General features: G+C 46.9%; 15 protein-coding genes. 7 read left to right on the forward strand and 8 right to left on the reverse strand.

The window, feature by feature from the left end; genetic code table 11:
- The first annotated feature begins 87 nt into the window (after positions 1-87).
- Positions 88-1020, forward strand: a complete 933-nt coding sequence (locus tag CFT61_RS04635) for a helix-turn-helix transcriptional regulator (protein WP_089543297.1) — start codon at positions 88-90, stop codon at positions 1018-1020.
- A gap of 222 nt (positions 1021-1242) precedes the next feature.
- Here the strand turns inward: CFT61_RS04635 and CFT61_RS04640 are convergent, their stop codons facing one another.
- The 3 genes from CFT61_RS04640 to CFT61_RS04650 are packed head-to-tail and all read right to left on the reverse strand — an operon-like array spanning position 1243 to position 5331.
- Positions 1243-2355 carry a FecR family protein gene (locus tag CFT61_RS04640; RefSeq protein ID WP_089543298.1) on the reverse strand — a complete coding sequence of 371 codons (1113 nt, stop codon included), beginning with the start codon at positions 2353-2355 and terminating at the stop codon, positions 1243-1245.
- Between the two features lie 11 nt (positions 2356-2366).
- The gene (locus CFT61_RS04645) at positions 2367-2831 is read right to left on the reverse strand and encodes a sigma-70 family RNA polymerase sigma factor (RefSeq protein ID WP_437176819.1); all 465 of its coding nucleotides are present in this window, start codon (positions 2829-2831) and stop codon (positions 2367-2369) included.
- A gap of 16 nt (positions 2832-2847) precedes the next feature.
- Complete coding sequence (locus CFT61_RS04650) at positions 2848-5331, reverse strand: outer membrane beta-barrel family protein (protein WP_176425499.1); 2484 nt, start codon at positions 5329-5331, stop codon at positions 2848-2850.
- A gap of 264 nt (positions 5332-5595) precedes the next feature.
- On the opposite strand from CFT61_RS04650, the gene CFT61_RS16510 reads away from it, so the two are divergent.
- The 6 genes from CFT61_RS16510 (at position 5596) to CFT61_RS04680 (ending at position 11783) form a co-directional block, all read left to right on the forward strand.
- The gene (locus CFT61_RS16510) at positions 5596-5961 is read left to right on the forward strand and encodes a hypothetical protein (protein ID WP_142990565.1); all 366 of its coding nucleotides are present in this window, start codon (positions 5596-5598) and stop codon (positions 5959-5961) included.
- 39 nt (positions 5962-6000) lie between these two features.
- A complete protein-coding gene (locus CFT61_RS04660) occupies positions 6001-8205 on the forward strand; it encodes a TonB-dependent receptor (protein ID WP_089543302.1) in 2205 nt (734 codons plus the stop codon).
- Between the two features lie 197 nt (positions 8206-8402).
- On the forward strand, positions 8403-9767 hold the full coding sequence (locus CFT61_RS04665) for a sigma-54-dependent transcriptional regulator (RefSeq protein ID WP_089543303.1): 1365 nt from the start codon (positions 8403-8405) through the stop codon (positions 9765-9767).
- Positions 9757-10989, forward strand: coding sequence for a sensor histidine kinase (locus CFT61_RS04670; protein ID WP_089543304.1), 1233 nt, complete (start codon positions 9757-9759; stop codon positions 10987-10989). The genes CFT61_RS04665 and CFT61_RS04670 overlap by 11 nt, the downstream gene beginning before the upstream one ends.
- A 78-nt stretch (positions 10990-11067) precedes the next feature.
- A complete protein-coding gene (locus tag CFT61_RS04675; RefSeq protein WP_089543305.1) occupies positions 11068-11388 on the forward strand; it encodes a nucleotidyltransferase domain-containing protein in 321 nt (106 codons plus the stop codon).
- A gap of 5 nt (positions 11389-11393) precedes the next feature.
- Positions 11394-11783 (forward strand): HEPN domain-containing protein, encoded by a 390-nt coding sequence (locus tag CFT61_RS04680; protein ID WP_089543306.1) that lies wholly within the window; start codon positions 11394-11396, stop codon positions 11781-11783.
- Here CFT61_RS04680 and CFT61_RS04685 read toward each other — a convergent pair whose 3' ends face one another.
- The 5 genes from CFT61_RS04685 to CFT61_RS04705 form a co-directional block, all read right to left on the reverse strand.
- Positions 11784-12461 (reverse strand): ABC transporter ATP-binding protein, encoded by a 678-nt coding sequence (locus tag CFT61_RS04685; RefSeq protein ID WP_022121551.1) that lies wholly within the window; start codon positions 12459-12461, stop codon positions 11784-11786.
- Between the two features lie 73 nt (positions 12462-12534).
- Entirely contained in the window at positions 12535-14931 is a 2397-nt protein-coding gene (locus CFT61_RS04690; RefSeq protein WP_089543307.1) for an FtsX-like permease family protein, read from the reverse strand.
- 57 nt (positions 14932-14988) lie between these two features.
- Positions 14989-16242 carry an efflux RND transporter periplasmic adaptor subunit gene (locus tag CFT61_RS04695; protein ID WP_089543308.1) on the reverse strand — a complete coding sequence of 418 codons (1254 nt, stop codon included), beginning with the start codon at positions 16240-16242 and terminating at the stop codon, positions 14989-14991.
- A 258-nt stretch (positions 16243-16500) separates the two neighbouring features.
- The gene (locus tag CFT61_RS04700) at positions 16501-17844 is read right to left on the reverse strand and encodes a TolC family protein (protein ID WP_089543337.1); all 1344 of its coding nucleotides are present in this window, start codon (positions 17842-17844) and stop codon (positions 16501-16503) included.
- Positions 17845-18018: 174 nt separating this feature from the next.
- Entirely contained in the window at positions 18019-18699 is a 681-nt protein-coding gene (locus tag CFT61_RS04705) for an ABC transporter ATP-binding protein (protein ID WP_089543309.1), read from the reverse strand.
- Between the last annotated feature and the right edge of the window lie 29 nt (positions 18700-18728).

Genomic DNA, 18728 nt, shown 5'->3' on the forward strand with positions numbered 1-18728 from the left:
AAGTTCTTTTTTTTAAGAAAAAAAGTATCACAAATCAATAAAATCACAAAAATCTCGTTATTTAATGTAGATAAAATCGTATATAACATGAGAACTCAAGCGAAATTCAAAGAATACATTTGGTTGGTAAACACCATCAACAAAGCCCGAGCTATTTCTTTTACAGATATTCAAAAGAAATGGCTTGAAACAGACATGAGCGAAGGAATAGAATTGGCTCGTTCAACCTTCAATCGACACAAAGATGCCATAGAAGACATTTTTGGCATATACATCGAGTGCAACAGGAAAAACGGATATAAATATTCTATTGGAAATCCTGAAGCATTAGAGTCCGACTCCATACAAAACTGGATGTTAGCCACACTTGCATCCAACAATATTATTAGCGAATGTGTATCGCTTCAAGATAGGATTGTGCTTGAAACTGTACCCTATGAAGGCGAAAGCCTCAAACTAATCCTTGATGCCATGAAACGAAACATCAAGATAACCATTCTTTACAAGAGGTATGGCAATACAAATGCCAAAAGCTATACTATCGAGCCATATTGCATAAAATTGCATAAGCAACGTTGGTATGTATTGGGACACTTCCATTATACAGAAGCAGAAACCCAAGAAGTAAAGGATTACTATGCCCTATTCTCACTTGATAGAATCAAAAGCATAGAATTCACAGATACCAAATTTGAGATAACTCAAGACTTCAACGCTCAAGATTACTTCAAGGAATATTACGGAGTGCTGATTGGCGACGGTACTTCTGTTGAACGAATTAGATTTAGAGCTTACGATTACGAACAGTATCGAGTAAAAGACTTACCTCTCCATGCTACTCAAAAAGCTATCGCAAAAGGCGACAACTATATGGACTTCGAAATCACCATGCGCCCTACCGTAGATTTCTTTGGATATTTAATGAGCCGGGGAAGCCTATTGATAATTCTCTCACCAGAATGGTTGGCTGAACAGATACACGACTTGCATCGAGACGCAATGAGAATGTATGAAAAATAGAATCTCACTCAAATCCCAATCTTCAGGAAGGTAGTACAATGTTTTAAAGTAGAAAAGAGATTTTAGATAAAAACAGAAACTTTCCTTTTTAAAAGGAAATAATTGCCGATTTCTTTCCTTTTTAGAAGGAAACTTTCTACATTTGCAGCCGATTGTAGGAATCGATTTTGATGGAATAGGAATAGGAACAGGAATAGGAATAGGAATAGGCAAGACCATGGCTCAAAGCACCATGATCTTGCCCTTTTCTATTCTGACTTTTGCCACACCCATCTCGTTCAGCGCCGTGATGATTTCCTGCAAGCTTGCCCTGCGGGAGAAGCGGAAGTGGATGAGCTTACCCATATTCGCCTGGGATTGGAAGACTACGGTCTTGTTGTACCAGGCTCCGATGTCGCTCATCGCCTCTGCCAGCGTAACCTGATCCATATCGAAATCGCCTTCCAGCCAGTCGGAGGCTGAAGGGGAAGCCTTAGACACTACTATCTTATCCGCCTGGAGCGTAGCAGTCTGCCCCGGGCGCATCTCTACCTCCGTATCGGCATTGCTCACCTTCACCTTGCCCTGCATCAGGGTTACCTTTGGGGCATCCTTGCGATAGGCTTTCACATCGAATATAGTACCTAATACCTGCGTCTGCATCTCGCCCGCCTTTACCACAAAAGGACGATGAGGATTCTTGGTTACCTCGAAATGAGCCTCGCCCTTCAGACGGACTTCCCGGACTTCTGCATCATCGAAAGATGCAGGATATTCGAGCGTAGAATTGGCGTTGAGCATCACCTTGGTGCCATCGCTCAGCGTTACCAATGTGGTGGTTGCTGCCGGGGTAGAAACCACGCAATAGCCATTGCTCAGGGTCTGCTCCACCTGCTTGGGAGAAGTGACCTCCGAGAAAAGTTCCATGGAGAACTCCGTAGGCTGAGAAATCTCCTGGGATGAACGGAAAATAAAAAGGAAGAGGCTTGCCGCTACTGCAACTGAGGCAGTAATCCAAGCCCGGATTCGGGCTTTGGAAATCTTTCTGGATGAAGATTCTCCTCCGATTTCATCCTCTATCTTTTTCTCAGACAATTCATCTTCTGCCTTCTGTAGATGTTCCTCCTCAGAAGAAATATGCTTCTTCTCGAAGGCTTCCCAAGCTGCCAGCGTTTCTTCCTTCGAAGGCTCATCGCCCAAGGCTTCCCCGAATATCTGGGAAAGCCGGGCATCAGAAACATTTTCTGAAGTTTTCTCAGAAATCTTCTCAGAAACTTTCTCAGAAGCATTCTCAGAAACATTTTCTGATACAGAATCCATTCTATAATCCAGTTCTTGATCTTGATTCTTATTCATGATTTTTCCTCCTAATTCTCTATGTTTGTATGCTTCATTCGCTCGCGCAAGATGGCGAGTGCCTTGGAAATATGCTTCTTCACGGTGTTGGGACTGATGCCCAGCCTGTCGGCTGCCTGCTGATAGGTGAGATGCTCGAAATAGCAGAGGCGGAGAATCGTGCAGGTGGGTTCCTTCAGCTCTCTCGCTATCTGCTCCGCCTGTTGCAGCAGGCGCTCGTGTTCCTCATACTGGGTACTCATATCGTATCGGGTGGCCTCTATCAGCGCCTCTACGTTGGTCTGCTCCACCTGCTGGTGCTTGAGCCAGTTGAGACAGGCATTTCTCACCGATGCATAGAGCCAGCTCCTCCTTGTTTCCATCTGCAAGGAGGAGAATTGGTTCCACGCCTTCTCGAAAACATCTCCCACAATGTCACGGGCCTCGTTGCCGTCTCCCAAAAGGGACACGGCATAACGCACCAATCGAGGATACATTTCCAGGAATAGCTGCTTAAAGTCGTTGTCTTTCGCTCTGTCCTGCGCCACTACCTTTATATTTATTTCTTGTTGCATTGAATGTATATCTCACATTCATAAGAATTTTCTGATTATCTGCATATCGGGTTAACGTGCGATGCGACTGCGTGCCGTTTGCCTCGAAATAATAATATCCTGTATGCAAGAGGTCTTGCACTACAAACATCACCTTGAGGGCATCATTCTTCAGGAAGTTCTTGGAAACCCGGAACTGCATGTTGCCCGTACATTTCCTTCTTCCGATTCCCATCTCCGCCCTCGTGCTGACATTGCCCGAAAGATTCATGAACCACCGGTGGGGAAGCCTCAGATTATTGTTCATACTGAATGTAAACTGAGGCTGGTTTTTGCCAAACTCGGGGATATTGAGATGATCTACATTATCATGACCGTAGAAGACACTCGCCGTGAGGTTAGGATACCAGATTCCAAACGAAGGCGCCACACGGATATTGGCTCCACAATAGTAGGAATGAGGCACTGAAGCCATCGTCTGCAAAAGCACACTCGGATGATTCACCTCATCGTAAGGCTTGTACCAGGTCATGTACATATCAAGTACATAGTTGTAGTAAGCCATAAACGACAACCACTTGTAATTGCCCGACAGGTTGAAACTGTGCTGCTTCTGAGGCTTGAGATGAGGGTCACCGGACTTGTACTCGTACTTGCTGTCGTAGTCGATGCTGCTCTGAAGCATGACGTAGATAGGACTGTACTTGTTCAGACGATAGGAGAAGGCAAGATTCAGATTATCCTTGCTGTAGCCGATGGATGCAAATGGAATCCAATCCCTGTAGCTGGGACTCTGTTCCGCCTGCAGCACATCCTTCTCGTAATAATCGGTTTTCTGGTATTCGTATCGCAAACCGGCTCCATAGTTCATGTGTCCGATGTTCAGATAATACTCCAGGAATCCGGCATAGATAGACTGGCGGATGTGGTTGAAGGCATCGGCAGAAAAGCCGCTCTGGGTGAAGTCGTTGTGGCGGTTAGTAAACATCTCTTCCGTTCCGAAGGAAAGCCTACCCTTCCACAAAGGTCCCGACACCACCAGCTTGGCAGCATAGAGATTACTCTTCACCTTGCTCTCTGATTCCGCATCCAGCTGTCCGTCGTTTATCGCCGTCTGGGTGCTCTGGCTCACCTTATTATAGAAGTCGCCATTGAAATTGATGTTCCATTTGCCGAAATCGCCATTATAATAGGCATTCACGCTATGCGACCAATGGGGCTTGCTTTTCGAAAACAGATCTACGCCCATGCTTTCCGTCAGTTTACCATCCTCCCACACATCGGTTGCTCCCCAGCTGTGGGTGTAGTTGTTGCCTATCATGTTGATTGTCTCATAGCGCATACCCAGCGATTGCTGCTCGGAAATCTCATAGTTGAAACCTGCGTTCATAAGAATCTCTCCACCAAGGGTTTTCGTGGTTCTACGGCTGTTGAATTCCCAGTCGCTGGTAGTATGGAGCTGGGTTTCTGAATGGGCGGTGGTGTGCGAGCGTTCCAATCCCGCTCCCACTTCGCCGAAGATATCGAGTCCGCCCGTGCGGTAGTTCAACTGCACATCCTCATAGCCATGAGGCGAATAACGACCCTGTATATATTCAGAATAAAGGCTTCCGCTCAAGCCCTGTCCGCGCTTGCGAACGGCACGCAGACGGATTACGGCATTGGTCTTGGAACTATACTGCGCTCCGGGAACGGTAACGATTTCTGCCTTCAGAATATCCTTGGCGCTCAATCGCTTGAGTTCGTTCAGATTCTCCAGTTTCCTGCCGTTGAGATAAATCTCGGGCGCTCCACGACCGATGATTTCCCAACTGCCTGCTTCTCCCGAAACGAAGGGCAACTGGCTGATCATATCTTCTGCAGAACCCAGTTCGCCCAGGATGGTACCTGATACCAGGGTGGTGAAGGCACCGTCCTTATACACCACATTGGGGCGGGTACTCTTGATGGTTACCGCCTTCAACTGCTGTGTGTCGGGATGCAGACCGATGTGCATGGTAGGCTTGCAGGCCAGGGTCTGCGACTTATAGCCCACAAAAGAAACCTTCAGCATCACATCCTTATCGGCATAAGGAAGCACGAAGCTTCCATCCTCTGCCGTTACGCAACCGGCCACATAAGCCTTGCTGACGGAGGAAATCAACACCACGTTGGCGAAAGGCAGAGGCTTCTGGTGCTCATCCACCACCCTGCCCTTGATCTGTTCCACCCGGGTTGTCTTGCCCGTGTATTGAACGGCAAAATAGGTGTTGTGCTCTACGAAGGAGAAAGGTTTTCCCTGCAGCACCATCTCCAGGGCTTCCTTCTGTCGCTTAGCCTGGATATTGGCGGTTACGTGATATTGGTCGGTAGCCTGATAGGCAAAGAGGATATTCTTCTCGCCCGCCTTTTCAATCTTCTTCAACACGGAAGTAAGCGTTTCGTTATGCACCTGAAAGGTCATACCTCTGCTTTGAGCAAATAGGGAAATGCTCAAGACAAGACACAGTAAAAGGGAAGTCGTTCTTTTCATCATTTTTCTTGTTTTTATGATTCTACTTTGTTCATAATACAACATCCCCCTGGAATCGGGTACGCCTATTTTAAAAATTTTGTTGCAAAAATACAAAAATAATTGGGAATTGCAGCATTTTAGGAAGAAATGATTAACTTTGCAAACGGAAAAATCAGAAGACTGTAGATAATTGCAGAAAATAAATATTGTTAAATGCAGCGGATAACGCATAAGAGAATCAGAATTTCCTGGCTGCTGCTATTGGTTTACCTGCCGATGCTGCTGGCCGTTACGTTTCACCATCATGGTGAAGCGCAGGGAACTCATGCTGATTTCTATTGTGCCGATTGTGCCCATCATGTTCATCACGACGGCCATCTGACAGCCCTGCAGAATACCATGCACGACTGTGTGCTTTGCCAATTGCAAAGCACTCCTTATCTGGCTCCATCCCTCGTGGTTTGGGTTGCCATCGCCGTGCTCCATCTCTCCCCTCGCCGTGCCTTCTGCTCTCCTTGCTTGTGCAGGGCGAAGGGGGTAAAATCTACCCGTGCTCCACCTTATTCTCTATTTTTATAAATAATTGAATATTAACAGAATAAGGTAACAAATAACATAATGAGAACAATATTGAAATCAATATTGCTGATGAGTCTGTGCTCATCGGCAACAGCCCCTGCTATGGCTATAAACAGAGCAAATCATGATAAGAAGGACGCAAACATTCATGAAGAAGAGACAAATGATTCTACCAGACACCAGCCGCTGACGGAATCGAGCGTGAAACTGAACGAAGTGGTGGTAACAGGCTTGACGGGTAGCCAGAAACTGAAGCAATCGCCCGCACCCATCTCCTTCGTTTCTGCCCGCCAGCTCGAAATGCAACCTTCTACCAACATCATCGACGCCATCGCCCACCAGCCAGGCGTTTCGCAGATTACCACGGGAAGCGGAATTTCAAAGCCCGTGATCCGTGGCCTGGGCTATAACCGCGTGGTAGTGGTAAACGATGGAATCAGACAGGAAGGACAGCAATGGGGCGATGAACACGGAATAGAAATCGACCCCGCTTCGGTTCATTCCGTAGAGATTCTGAAAGGTCCGGCAAGTCTCATGTATGGATCGGATGCGATGGCAGGCGTCCTCATCTTCCACTCCACTCCTACCCTTGCCAAGGGCGACATGAGAGCAAATTTCTCAACGGGTTATCAAACCAACAACGGCCTTTTTGATTATTCACTCAACTTTGCCGGCAACCAGGGCGGATTTGTATGGAACACCCGCTACAGCGGAAAGATGGCGCATGCCTACAAGAATAAATACGATGGTTATGTATTCGGTTCATCACTCAGAGAGCAGGCATTCTCGCAGCTTCTAGGCTGGAACTACCGCCAGGGGCATTCGCATCTCACACTCGATTATTATCATCTCACTCCGGGCATCGTAGAGGGAGAAAGAGATGAGAAAACGGGCGAACTGGAAATTCCGGAAGGCTACGATGCCAAGAGTTACGGCAAGCCGATGCCTTATCAGCAGATTCATCATTACAAGGCTGTACTTGATAATTCCTGGTTCCTGGGCGACGGCAATCTGAAGTTTCTCCTGGGTTATCAGCAGAACCGCCGTCAGGAGTTTGAGGAGGAAGAGAATCCAAAGGAATGCGGACTCGATTTCATGCTCCATACCATGAATTACGACCTGCATTATCTCTCGCCGGAAATGAATGGATGGAAGTTCTCTACGGGCATCAACGGCATGTGGCAGCAGTCGATTAATAAAGGTTCTGAATTTCTGATTCCAGCCTATCATCTCTTCGATTATGGTGTATTTGCCACGGTGAGCAAGGAGATAGGCAAACTGAACCTGAGCGGCGGCATCAGATACGATCATCGCCATCTGCACAGCGAGGCTTTGAGAGAAGAGGATGATGCTGAATCGAATGATTCTTTCCGCTTCCAGGCCTTTAAGCGAAGCTTTGAGGGAGTAACCGGAAGCATCGGATTGGCTTATGAAATCCTGCCCGATTTCAATCTGAAGCTGAACCTGGCAAGAGGATTCCGTGCTCCAAACATCAGCGAATTATCATCGAATGGTGTGCACGAGGGAACCCAACGATTCGAATTGGGAAATACCGGTTTGAAGCCGGAAAACAGCTGGCAATTCGACCTTGGTCTGGATTATTCTTCGCCTATCATTTCGGCAGAGCTCTCGCTGTTTGCCAATCGCATCAACCATTACATCTACAGCGAGAAGTTGGCAGATGAGAACAATCAGCCTGTCCTCATCAACGACACGCCAGCCTATCAGTTTACTTCGGGCGACGCCCGCATTCTGGGTGGTGAGGCAAGCATCGACATTCATCCTGTGGAGCATCTGCATATCGGCAACACCTTCTCCTACGTCAATTCGGTTCAGTTGCATCAGCCATCCGAATCAAAGTATCTGCCATTCACCCCAGCCCCTCGCTGGGTTTCGGATGTAAGGTATGAGTTTGTCTGCGACGGCAAGACTTTCGACCATCTCTTCGTAAAGCTACAGATGGATTGCAATCTCCGCCAGAACCATTATTTCGCAGTCAACGATACGGAGACCGCTACGCCATCGTACACCTTATTAAATATGTATGCCGGTACCGACGTGAAGCTCCATGGCAAGCGCCTTTTCTCGCTCTATCTTTCGGGCGAGAACCTTACCAACCGTGCTTACCAGAACCACCTGAGCCGTCTGAAGTATCTTGACGTAAACCAGGTTACAGGCAGAAGAGGCGTTTACAATATGGGCCGCAACTTCAGTATAAAGATAGTGGTTCCGATAGAGTTGTAACTCCCCTTTTGGAATAAGTAAATCCCCTTTTAGGATAAGCAATTCCTCATCAGGAATCAGAATTTTGAATAAACAAGTGCCGATAAGGATGCCAAAAGCTGCCGGAAAAGCAACTTTTGGCGCCATTATCGGCATTTTTTCGTCTAATAATTAGACAATAATGACCGCTTTTCGATGATATTTCGTAACTTTGCACCATGATAAAGAAACAAGGAACGATATTGATTGTTGATGACAACCGCAACATTCTTACTACGGTGAGGATGCTACTGGAACCCATATTCGATGGCATCATCACCATCGCCAACCCTAACTCCATCCCAGCCAAGCTGAGAGAGGAGCATCCCGACGTAGTGCTGCTCGACATGAACTTCTCCAGCGGAATCAATTCGGGAAACGAGGGACTGTACTGGCTCAGGGAAATCAAGAGCCTCAGCCCGAAAACCGAGGTGGTGCTCTTTACCGCCTATGCCGACATCCAACTTGCCGTAACAGGCATCAAGGAAGGTGCCGCCGACTTCATCGTGAAGCCTTTTGAAAACGAGAAGATGATCCGTACGCTGGTAGAGGCTAGGGATAAGAACAAAGCTGTGGATAACGCTATTGGCAAAAAAGGTGGAAAACTTTGTGGAAAAGATGCACAAAGTGCTATGTATTGGGGAAATAGCGATGTTATGAACAATTTGAGAAGCATTGTGGAAAAAGTTGCCGCAACCGATGCAAACATCCTCATTACGGGCGAAAACGGAACGGGTAAAGAGGTGTTAGCCAACGAGATACATCGTTTATCCACAAGATGTGGAAAGAAAATGCTGCCTGTGGATATGGGAGCCATTACGGAAACCCTTTTCGAGAGCGAACTCTTCGGTCATGTAAAGGGTGCCTTTACCGATGCCAAGGTGGATAAACCGGGCAAGTTTGAGCTTGCCGACGGCAGTACCATCTTCCTGGATGAGATAGGAAACTTATCCTACAGTCTTCAGGCAAAACTCCTTACCGCCCTGCAACGCAGAAGCATCGTAAGAGTGGGCGGAAGCACGCAGATTCCCATCAACGTACGACTGGTTTGCGCCACCAACCGCAACCTGCAGCAGATGGTAAACGATGGCGAATTCAGAGAGGATCTGCTCTATCGCATCAACACCATCCATCTGGAATTGCCAGCCCTGAGACAGAGAAAATCAGATATCGTTCCATTGGCAGAAAGATTCCTCCGTCAATATGGCGATTTATATAATAAGGTGAATCTCCGTCTTTCGGAAGAAGCTGAGAAAAAACTTACCAGTTTGCCTTGGTACGGCAACATCCGTGAACTTCAGCACGCCATCGAGAAAGCCGTGATTCTATCTGATGGCGGAATGATTTCTGCCGAAGATATTGACGATGGAAACCAGCAGAGAAGAGAGAAACCCCTGGAAGAGGTTCAGACACTCGACGAGATGGAGAGCCGAATGATAGAGAAAACCATCAGGGAATGTGAGGGAAACCTGTCGGTGGTAGCTGCAAGGTTAGGTATTTCCCGCCAAACGCTTTATAATAAGATTAAGCGATATGGATTATAAACTAATTATAATTATCGTGCTTTTGCTCGTGGCTGTAGTGGGTTACATTCGCCTCTACCGCCACTATCGCCGGAACATCAAGAAGGTAACCTTCCTTTTTGATGCGATAGATAATGGGGATTTCTCCTTCAGTTTTCCTACGGAGAAGAGGTTTAAGGAGGATAAGATTCTGCATCAATCCCTCAACCGAATCAAGCTCTTCCTGCAACATACGAGAGAGGAGCAGATGGATCGGGAGAAATATTACGAGCAGATTCTGAATGCGGTGGATACGGGCATCCTGGTGGTGGATAGTCACGACAACATCCTGCAACATAATCAGGCTGCCCTCCGGTTGCTCGATACGGATGTGCTTACCCACATGAACCAGGTAAAAGGGAAACTAAAGGATGAACACTTGGCAAAACATGAGACGCAAGCCATGCTGAAAGACAAGCACGTGCGCATCATCGCCCTGAGCGACGTGAGCCACGAGCTGAGCAATCAGGAGGTAGATTCTTGGATCAAACTGATTCGTGTGCTGACCCATGAAATCATGAATACCATCACGCCGGTTACTTCGTTGAGCGAAACTCTACTTACCCGAGTTACAGAGGATAAAGACTTGAAGCAAGGCTTGGAAACCATCCACAAAACAGGAACCGAGCTGTTGGCTTTCGTCAACAACTATCGCCGCTTCACCCATGTTCCCCAGCCTCAGCCTACTCTCTTCTATGTGGAACCATTCCTGGAAAGAATGGCGCTGCTCTGCAACCACGAAGTAGAGATAGAAGTTTCTCCCAAGGATTTGCTGACCTACGCCGATGAGAGCCTCCTCTCTCACGTGGTAACGAATCTTCTGAAGAATGCCGTAGAAGCTTTCAACGGGCAGGAAAAGTTATCTGCAGAAAGAAACAAGCAAGATGGAAATGAGCAGGGTAGGAACAAGCAGGAATGTCGCTCCGCGGATTTGCAATCCGCGGCAAGCAAGAAGGCATTTATCCATCTCCAAGCCTACGCCAATGCCCAGGAATCCATCATCATCGACGTGAGCAACAACGCCGGTCTCATCCCCGAAGATGTAGCCTCCCACATTTTCATCCCGTTCTTCACCACGAAGCCGGAAGGAAGCGGAATCGGTCTCTCCCTCTCCCGCCAAATCATGCGAGTAAGCGGCGGCAGCCTCTCGCTCCATCAGGACAAGGCACAGGGAATCACCACCTTCCGCATCATCATCCCATAAAAAAGTATAATTTTGGGGAGGAAAGTTTGGCACTTTCGCTTTTTTACCATATCTTTGCCATTATAAAAGATTAAGCTTATGTCAACAGATGATAAGACCATATTAAAGATAAAAGATATAGCTAAATCTGCTATTCCTTCAGGAAGCAAGGCTATATTGTATGGATCAAGAGCGAGAGGTGATGCTCGTAACGATTCAGACTGGGACATTCTTATCCTTTTAGACAAAGACAAACTGGAACAAACAGACTATGACAAAGTAAGTTACCCGTTTGTCTTGTTAGGTTGCGACCTCGGAACAGAAATCAATCCCATTCTTTACACAAAGAAAGAATGGGAATCGTATAGCTTCACCCCTTTTTACGAGAATGTAAATCGAGACGGCATTAGTTTAATATAAAAGTTATGGATCAAGTAAACAAAGACACATTAATCAGTCTGCAAGTAGAAAAAGCCAAGCGCTTTTTAACTCAAGCAGATGAAATGGTTGAACTAAAGCATTGGGATTTAGCAGCCAATCGCTATTATTATGCCTGCTTCCATGCCGTACAAGCTCTATTCATAGCAAAAGGTGTTAATGCCCACACTCATGCCGGCATTAACACCCAATTCAGTTTACACTTCGTAAAGACTGGTATCGTAGATATCTCTTATGGCAGTTTCCTCGCCCGTATGTTCCAATTAAGGCAAAAAGCCGATTACAACTGCGCCTACGAAATTTCCGAAAATGACATCCTGGAAATTATTGGCTTATCACACGATTTTATAAAAGCCATATTAAACTTAGTCAAATAATTACTGATTGCCCTCCGCCTCTACAATCTGTCCATCAAACAGGCGGATGGTGCGATGGGCTATCTTGGCATCATGCTCATTATGCGTTACCATGACGATGGTGGTGCCCTCGTGGTTCAGCTCGGTAAGCAGATGCATTACCTCGGCTCCATTCTTGGAATCGAGGTTACCCGTAGGCTCATCGGCAAGGATGAGCTTGGGACCGAAGACCACAGCACGGGCGATAGCTACTCGCTGCTGCTGACCACCAGAAAGCTGATGAGGGAAGTGCTTGGCACGATGGCTGATGGCCATTCGCTTCATAATCGCCTGCACCTTTGCCTTGCGCTCCGCCTTCGGAATATTGAGGTAGGTAAGAGGAAGCTCGATGTTCTCCTCTACGTTCAATTCATCTATCAGATTGAAGCTCTGGAACACAAAACCGATTTCTCCCTTTCTCACATCCGTGCGCTCCTTTTCCTTCAAGTTTGCCACCTCGTGATTACCCAGGAAATATTTTCCCGATGTAGGATTGTCGAGCAAACCGAGGATGTTGAGCAAGGTGGATTTACCACAACCGGATGGTCCCATAATGGCAACAAACTCGCCGTCTTCTACTGTGAAAGATACATTATTTAAAGCAATCGTCTCCACATCTTCTGTGCGGAATGACTTGCAAAGATTCTCTACTTTTATCATTTCTTCTAATGTTTAATGTTTAATTTGGGCATACGCCCTTAAATCTGTGTCATCTGTGAAATCTGTGGGAGACTTATTCATCCTTGAGATATTTCACAGGATTACTATTCGCCACCTTGTAGCAGTTGATGACGACGGAAAGCCCGATGATGACGAGCAAGATGATGGTAACGCCGATAAACAGCAAAGGCGTCATCGTAATCTTCTCGCTAAACGACATGAGCCATTGTCTGGCTATCAGCCAAGCCCCCAAGTCGCCCACGATGATGCAAGGCAAGGCAATCTTCATGATGTCCTTCAGGAAGATGCGAAGAATATCCTTCACCTTCGCCCCGTTCACCTTCCTTATCGCTATCTCCTTACGGCGGCGGTTTACCTCATCACTCGTATAGCCCACCAATCCGAAGAGGGCGATAATCATCGTTACGATGCCGGCAACCAAGATTCCGTTGCGGAAATTAAGCTGGGAAGCATACTGTGCCTTGAACTCGGATTCATAATCATAAACGGTCACTTCATTATTCGGATACAGCGACTGCACCTCGTTCTTTAAGTCAGAGAGACTCTTTTCCGTCAAGTCATTAAACTTGACGAGCATACACCGATTAGCCCGACCATAGAAATAGACAAAAGGAGTAGCGTTCGTATCAGCATTCGACGTGCTAATCGTTCCATACCTCACATTCTTGACCACGCCACAAATCGTCATCGTTTCATCCTCATCACAATGAGAAGATACCCAAACCCTCTTACCTACGGCTCCATCTTTCCAATGTCCAAGTTTTACGAGCTTGTTAGCCAAGTTCTCGTCAATGATAATTTGTCGAGAACTATCATTACGCTCTGTGAAGAAAGATCCTTCTACAAACTCAACGTCCATCATCTTGAAGTAATTGTCATCCACTCCACCTGCATCATGAATGATTTGGATAGTACGCTTGTCGCCAGGCAAAGAAAGATTATTACCATTAAAGCTATAACTTTGCAAAGGAACACTATAGCAAGATGCCACCATATTGACATCAGGCATTCGCTTAATTTCCGATAGACATTGCGCTCGTTGGTCTTTCTCTAGTCCTTCTACAAAAACGAATGCCACCTTATCATACTTGTAACCAGGATTCAAGTTTACCATCATATTATATTGATTATTGACCACAAAGAGCAAGCTGAACAATAGCCCCGAAATGATAAACTGAACACCCAGCAAGATGAGCTTCCATTTCTTACGGTTCTCACTATACCCCCTGAAAGCAATCGCTACAGGTATCTTGCAGTAAAGCCAACCAGGCATCCACCCACCCACTAAAAGCACTAAGAGACAAATTGCTACCAATATCCAGCAACCTCGATTGAGCACCAAGACACTAACTGGGGCTGAAAGGAAATTCTCTACCGTTCCCTTGCTGAGAAATACTAAAATAGCTGCAAGAACAATCGACAAGCCAACATGTACCAACGCCTCGGAGAAGACAATGGCATGGATGTTCTTGGGTTCCGCTCCATAACATTTACGCACAGCCATCTCACGAGAACGCGTTACGAGATTACCCACGATGATGAGCAGGTAATTCATCACGGAAGTGAAAAGCAATACAAAAGCGATGATACCCATGATCCATCCCATCTTCTTGATGTAAGGGCTTTGCGTGTACATTTCGCTGAGAACGGTAAAGTCGTAATCTAATGAAATACCCGCTTTCTTCCATTCTTTCAACGGGAAGTGGTCTTGCTTCATCTTGTTGATATATGGATGAAGTTCACTTGGCTTATGCCCTTTTGACAATCGGATAAAAGACTGATAACAATCATTTCCAGTCCATTGCTGCCTTCCATCATAACCAAACATATCCCCGATACTACCCAATGACACCAACACTTGAAGAGAATGCCAAGAGGATCCCCATGGGAAACTCTCAAATACACCTCCGATAGTAAAGGTATGTCCAGGATAACTTGCCATCGTGAAATGCTTACCCACGACATTGCCGCCCATCTTCGCCGCTGTCTCTGAGTCTATCATGCAATAGAATGGACGAGAAAGGACTTCTTTTGCCTTGCCAATCGTTACCTTTTGGGGAAAGACATCAAAAAAACAGCTATCCGCCAATGCTATTTTACAAGAGATTGCATTTTGGTCTTCCATATTACATTGGAAATCTCCAATAAAAACAAGTCGTGTAGCAGCCTCCACAAATGGAGCATACTGTTTGATGCCCGGAGCTGTAGCTCCTGAGGTTTGGGCGAAATTGAAAGACTTATTGCCATCGTCTCCCGGCATCGTTCCCACTTCTGAAATCTGATACGTCCTCTCCCATCCTGGGAAATACGTATCGTAAGTCTGCTCGAAATAAATCTCGGCAATAATTACCGAACTGATTGCCAATCCGAGCGCCAGACACAAGATCTTCACGAAATTGTGCTGGCCCCTTCGAGGCAGATTCTTGAATGCGTTAATAATATGATTCATATCAAATATCCTGTTTCAAGGGCGTTAGCCCTATTTATCACTAATCACTAATCACTACTAATTAATCACTAATACATCATTATCCTTATAGGCTTCGTAGCCGCTAACGATGACTTGCTCGCCTGGCTCCAAGCCCTCTATCACCTCATAATACTGAGGATTCTGGCGACCGATGGTTATCTTGCGGCGATAAGCCTTCTTGCCACTCTTGTCTAATACAAAGATCCATTGACCGCCCGTTACACTATAAAACGTGCCTTTAGGGATAATTATTGCCTGCTTCGACTGACCGAGCTGCAAATCTACATAATAAGTCTGACCGGTTCGGATGTTGCCTGGGCGAACACCTTTGAAGATGAAGTCGATACGGAACCTACCATCTCTTACCTCGGGATAAACCTTGCGAACCTGCAGGAGATAATGCTTGCCGTTCTGGTCGAAGGTAGCAGTAAGTCCCGGTTTTACCCGGTCGATGTAATGCTCATCCACCTGCGCCTGCACCTTGAAATCGCTGAGGTCGTTGATGACTCCAATCTTCTGTCCTGCCTGTATGCTCTGCCCCAGCTCCACATCGAGCAAACCGATTTCGCCCGAAATGGTACTACGGATGTTCAGCTTCTCCTTGCGCTGGCGAACCAGCTGCACATTCTTCTGCATGGCTTCCAGATTATCGCCCATCTGATCCATCTGCGAACGGCGGAGCTGGGCATCCTTCTTCAATCGCTTGCTGATGAGCGCATGCTTCTTGACGGCAAGGTCGTAATCTTCCTTTGCCTTGAGATACTCCTCGCGCGAATTGAGTTCTTCCTTGTGCAACGCCTCCTGATGCTGATAGGAACGGCGCTTGGTAATGACATCCTGCGAAAGCGACAGTTCCTCGTTGCTATTGTTCAGACGGTCCTGTTCCATCGAAATCTGGGTATTGCGAAGCATGTCCTGCTTTTCGGCAAGTTCGCTTTCGGCATTCAGAATCTCCAGGTCGAGATTTGAATTGCTCAGTTTCACGATCACATCGCCCTTGTTTACGTGGGCACCTTCATCCACCACTTTCTCCAGAACGATACCGCCTTCCTCGGAACTGATCTGTACCACGGAGATAGGAACCACCTGTCCATCCACCGAAACATAATCGTTGAACTGCGCCTTCTCCACGGTTCCGATGCTCAATCCCTTCCTGTCCACCTTCAGGGTGGAAGAGAAATTGCTCAATCCCAACCAAATGAGGACTGCGATCAAAACCGCTCCTCCGCCAATCCATGCCCAATACTTGCGAGGCACGAGATATTTTTTCTTTTCTATTTTTATGTCCATAATTTTATGTATTCAAGTTTGCAAGAGCACTCCACACGCCCTGAAAGGGCAGAAGCTCCTAGCCCAGGGTAATACCCTGGGTTATCATGGCCGCAAGCCTGTCGCCCTGTAAGGGCAAAAGCTTTAAAATTCCAGGCAATATACAAAGCTTTTGCCCTTTCAGGGCGCCTTGCTGATTGTTATTATACCCAGGGTGTTACCCTGGGCTAGGAGCTTTTGGGCCTTCAGCCCGTACCTGAACCACTTGCGAAAGTTCTGTTATTTAATTAAATTTTCTCCCTGATAATAAGCAACCAGCCTCTGTTTGATAATGAGCAGCATCTGCATCTGGAGTTCCTTGATTCTGCTTTCCAGAAGCGTTTGGGCTGCGGTATGAAGATCGAAGGTGGAAAGCATTCCTTCCTCAAACTTCCGGCTCGACATGTGATAGGCGAGCGAATCGGAGGCCACCTTCTTCTGCATCTGGTGCAACTCCTTGGCGTAACCCTCTGCATCCATTACCGCCTGGGCTATCTGGTCGTGAAGCTTGCGCCTGGTTTCCTCCAGGTTCACCTGTGCCAGTTGCCAGTCGTTGCGTGCTTTCTTCACGCTGTGCCAGCGGTCGCTATTATAAATAGGTATGGAAAGGGTCAACGCGAGGTATTCGCCCTGGTTGTTGCGAAACTGCGAGGCAAACCCATCGTATTGCCCTTTCTGAGAGAGATTCTTATAATAGTTGGTCGAAATGCCACCACCGAGAGAGAGTGATGGCAGCAATCTGCCTTTTGCTATCTTGTAATCATACCGCGCCCGCTCCACTTCGTATTCTGCCGACTTCAAATCGGGAGAAATATGCTGGAAGCCCTGGTAAACGGTTTCGTAGTTTACTCCAGATTCAGAAACCTCTTTATTATCAGACGTTAACTTCAAATTCTGCTCCTCTTTAATCAGAATTTTCAGTTCCTCATCCACCGGAAAATTCATCGCCGATTTCAAGGCAAGCAGACTCTGTTTTGCCACATTCTCCTGATGCGTAAGATTGTATTCATCTTCCGCCACCTGCGATTCCATCTGCACTACATCCGGGCGCCCTTTTTCGCCCAGTTCATACAGGCGCTTCATCTTAGCCAGCATCCGCTTGCTTTCGTTCAGTTTCTCGCTTGCTATCCGAATGCTTGCCTCAGCATAGGCAGCATCCACATATTTCTGCATCACGTCGATGGCACGGTCGTTCTGAATTTTCTGCATCGCCGTGGCTGAATAATCCCGGCTCAGCTTAGCCTGCTTCAAGGCGTTGATGGTAGCGAAACCATCGAAGACATTCAGTTCGGCATAAAGCTGATAATAGTTGTTGAATGTCGTTACATTATTATAAGTATTGGTTTCCGGGTCGATGTTTCGTCCCCAGGCATACTGTCCCTGCACGCCGCCCGTAACGGTAGGCAGGAATCCTGCCACAGCATGCTGGTAATCCTGCTTGCGTTGGCGGGCGTTTACCACCTCCCGCTTCACCTCCGTGGCGTGCTCCACGGCGTATTTCATACAGTCGTCAAGGCTCCAGCTCTGTGCCGAGGCACCAGCCGCCCAGACCAACCATCCTATCAATATTCCTATTCTTTTCATAATCTTCTTCATTTTGGCATGATTAGGACAAGAGCCGTGCCAAAACAGCATTTCTTCTGATAATCAAACCATTAAATAAAAACCCTCATTAAACAAACTGTCCAACAATTAGACACCACCGTCTAATTGTTGGACAGAAACCGCAGATCAAAGCTAATCATTCGAAACCAAAAATCAAAGCTGATCATTTACCGCATCCACCACTTGTCCATCAAACAGATTGATGATGCGACTGGCGTAGGTAGCATCGTGCTTGGAGTGCGTCACCATCACGATGGTGGTTCCCTCTTCGTTCAGTTCGCTGAGCAACTGCATCACCTCCATACCATTCTTGGAATCGAGGTTACCCGTAGGCTCATCGGCAAGGATGATGCTAGGCTTGCCCACCACGGCACGGGCGATGGCAACCCTCTGCTGCTGACCGCCCGAAAGCTGATGAGGATAATGCTTGGCACGATGGCTCAGCTTCACCTTTCTCAGAATTTCGAGCACACGCTCCTTGCGCTCCGCCTTCCCCACTCCGAGGTATTTCAGCTGCAAATCCACATTTTCCTCAACGGTAAGTTCATCGATGAGGTTGAAGTTCTGAAACACGAAGCCGATGCGACCCTTGCGATAGGCGGTACGCTCACGCTCCTTCAGATGGCCCACTTCCTCGTTATTCAACCAATACTTGCCTTCCGTAGGACTATCCAACAAGCCCAGGATGTTCAGCAAGGTTGACTTACCGCATCCCGAAGGACCCATGATGGCGATAAACTCACCATCTTCTACCTCTATGTTTACGCCGTTCAGGGCGATGGTTTCCACCTCTTCCGTGCGGAATATTCTAGTTAAATTCTCTGTTCGTATCATCGTTAGAAATCTTTTTTAAAGTTTATGAC

This window comes from Segatella copri (genome assembly GCF_002224675.1).
Lineage (GTDB): Bacteria > Bacteroidota > Bacteroidia > Bacteroidales > Bacteroidaceae > Prevotella > Prevotella copri_U.

Coding starts and splice junctions, on each gene's coding strand:
- CFT61_RS04635 (WP_089543297.1), top strand. CDS start 88: ATGAGAACTCAAGCGAAATTCAAAGAATACATTTGGTTGGTAAACACC.
- CFT61_RS04645 (WP_437176819.1), bottom strand. CDS start 2,831: ATGTATCCTCGATTGGTGCGTTATGCCGTGTCCCTTTTGGGAGACGGC.
- CFT61_RS16510 (WP_142990565.1), top strand. CDS start 5,596: ATGCAGCGGATAACGCATAAGAGAATCAGAATTTCCTGGCTGCTGCTA.
- CFT61_RS04660 (WP_089543302.1), top strand. CDS start 6,001: ATGAGAACAATATTGAAATCAATATTGCTGATGAGTCTGTGCTCATCG.
- CFT61_RS04690 (WP_089543307.1), bottom strand. CDS start 14,931: ATGAATCATATTATTAACGCATTCAAGAATCTGCCTCGAAGGGGCCAG.
- CFT61_RS04665 (WP_089543303.1), top strand. CDS start 8,403: ATGATAAAGAAACAAGGAACGATATTGATTGTTGATGACAACCGCAAC.
- CFT61_RS04675 (WP_089543305.1), top strand. CDS start 11,068: ATGTCAACAGATGATAAGACCATATTAAAGATAAAAGATATAGCTAAA.
- CFT61_RS04670 (WP_089543304.1), top strand. CDS start 9,757: ATGGATTATAAACTAATTATAATTATCGTGCTTTTGCTCGTGGCTGTA.
- CFT61_RS04705 (WP_089543309.1), bottom strand. CDS start 18,699: ATGATACGAACAGAGAATTTAACTAGAATATTCCGCACGGAAGAGGTG.
- CFT61_RS04680 (WP_089543306.1), top strand. CDS start 11,394: ATGGATCAAGTAAACAAAGACACATTAATCAGTCTGCAAGTAGAAAAA.
- CFT61_RS04650 (WP_176425499.1), bottom strand. CDS start 5,331: ATGACCTTTCAGGTGCATAACGAAACGCTTACTTCCGTGTTGAAGAAG.
- CFT61_RS04685 (WP_022121551.1), bottom strand. CDS start 12,461: ATGATAAAAGTAGAGAATCTTTGCAAGTCATTCCGCACAGAAGATGTG.
- CFT61_RS04695 (WP_089543308.1), bottom strand. CDS start 16,242: ATGGACATAAAAATAGAAAAGAAAAAATATCTCGTGCCTCGCAAGTAT.
- CFT61_RS04640 (WP_089543298.1), bottom strand. CDS start 2,355: ATGAATAAGAATCAAGATCAAGAACTGGATTATAGAATGGATTCTGTA.
- CFT61_RS04700 (WP_089543337.1), bottom strand. CDS start 17,844: ATGAAAAGAATAGGAATATTGATAGGATGGTTGGTCTGGGCGGCTGGT.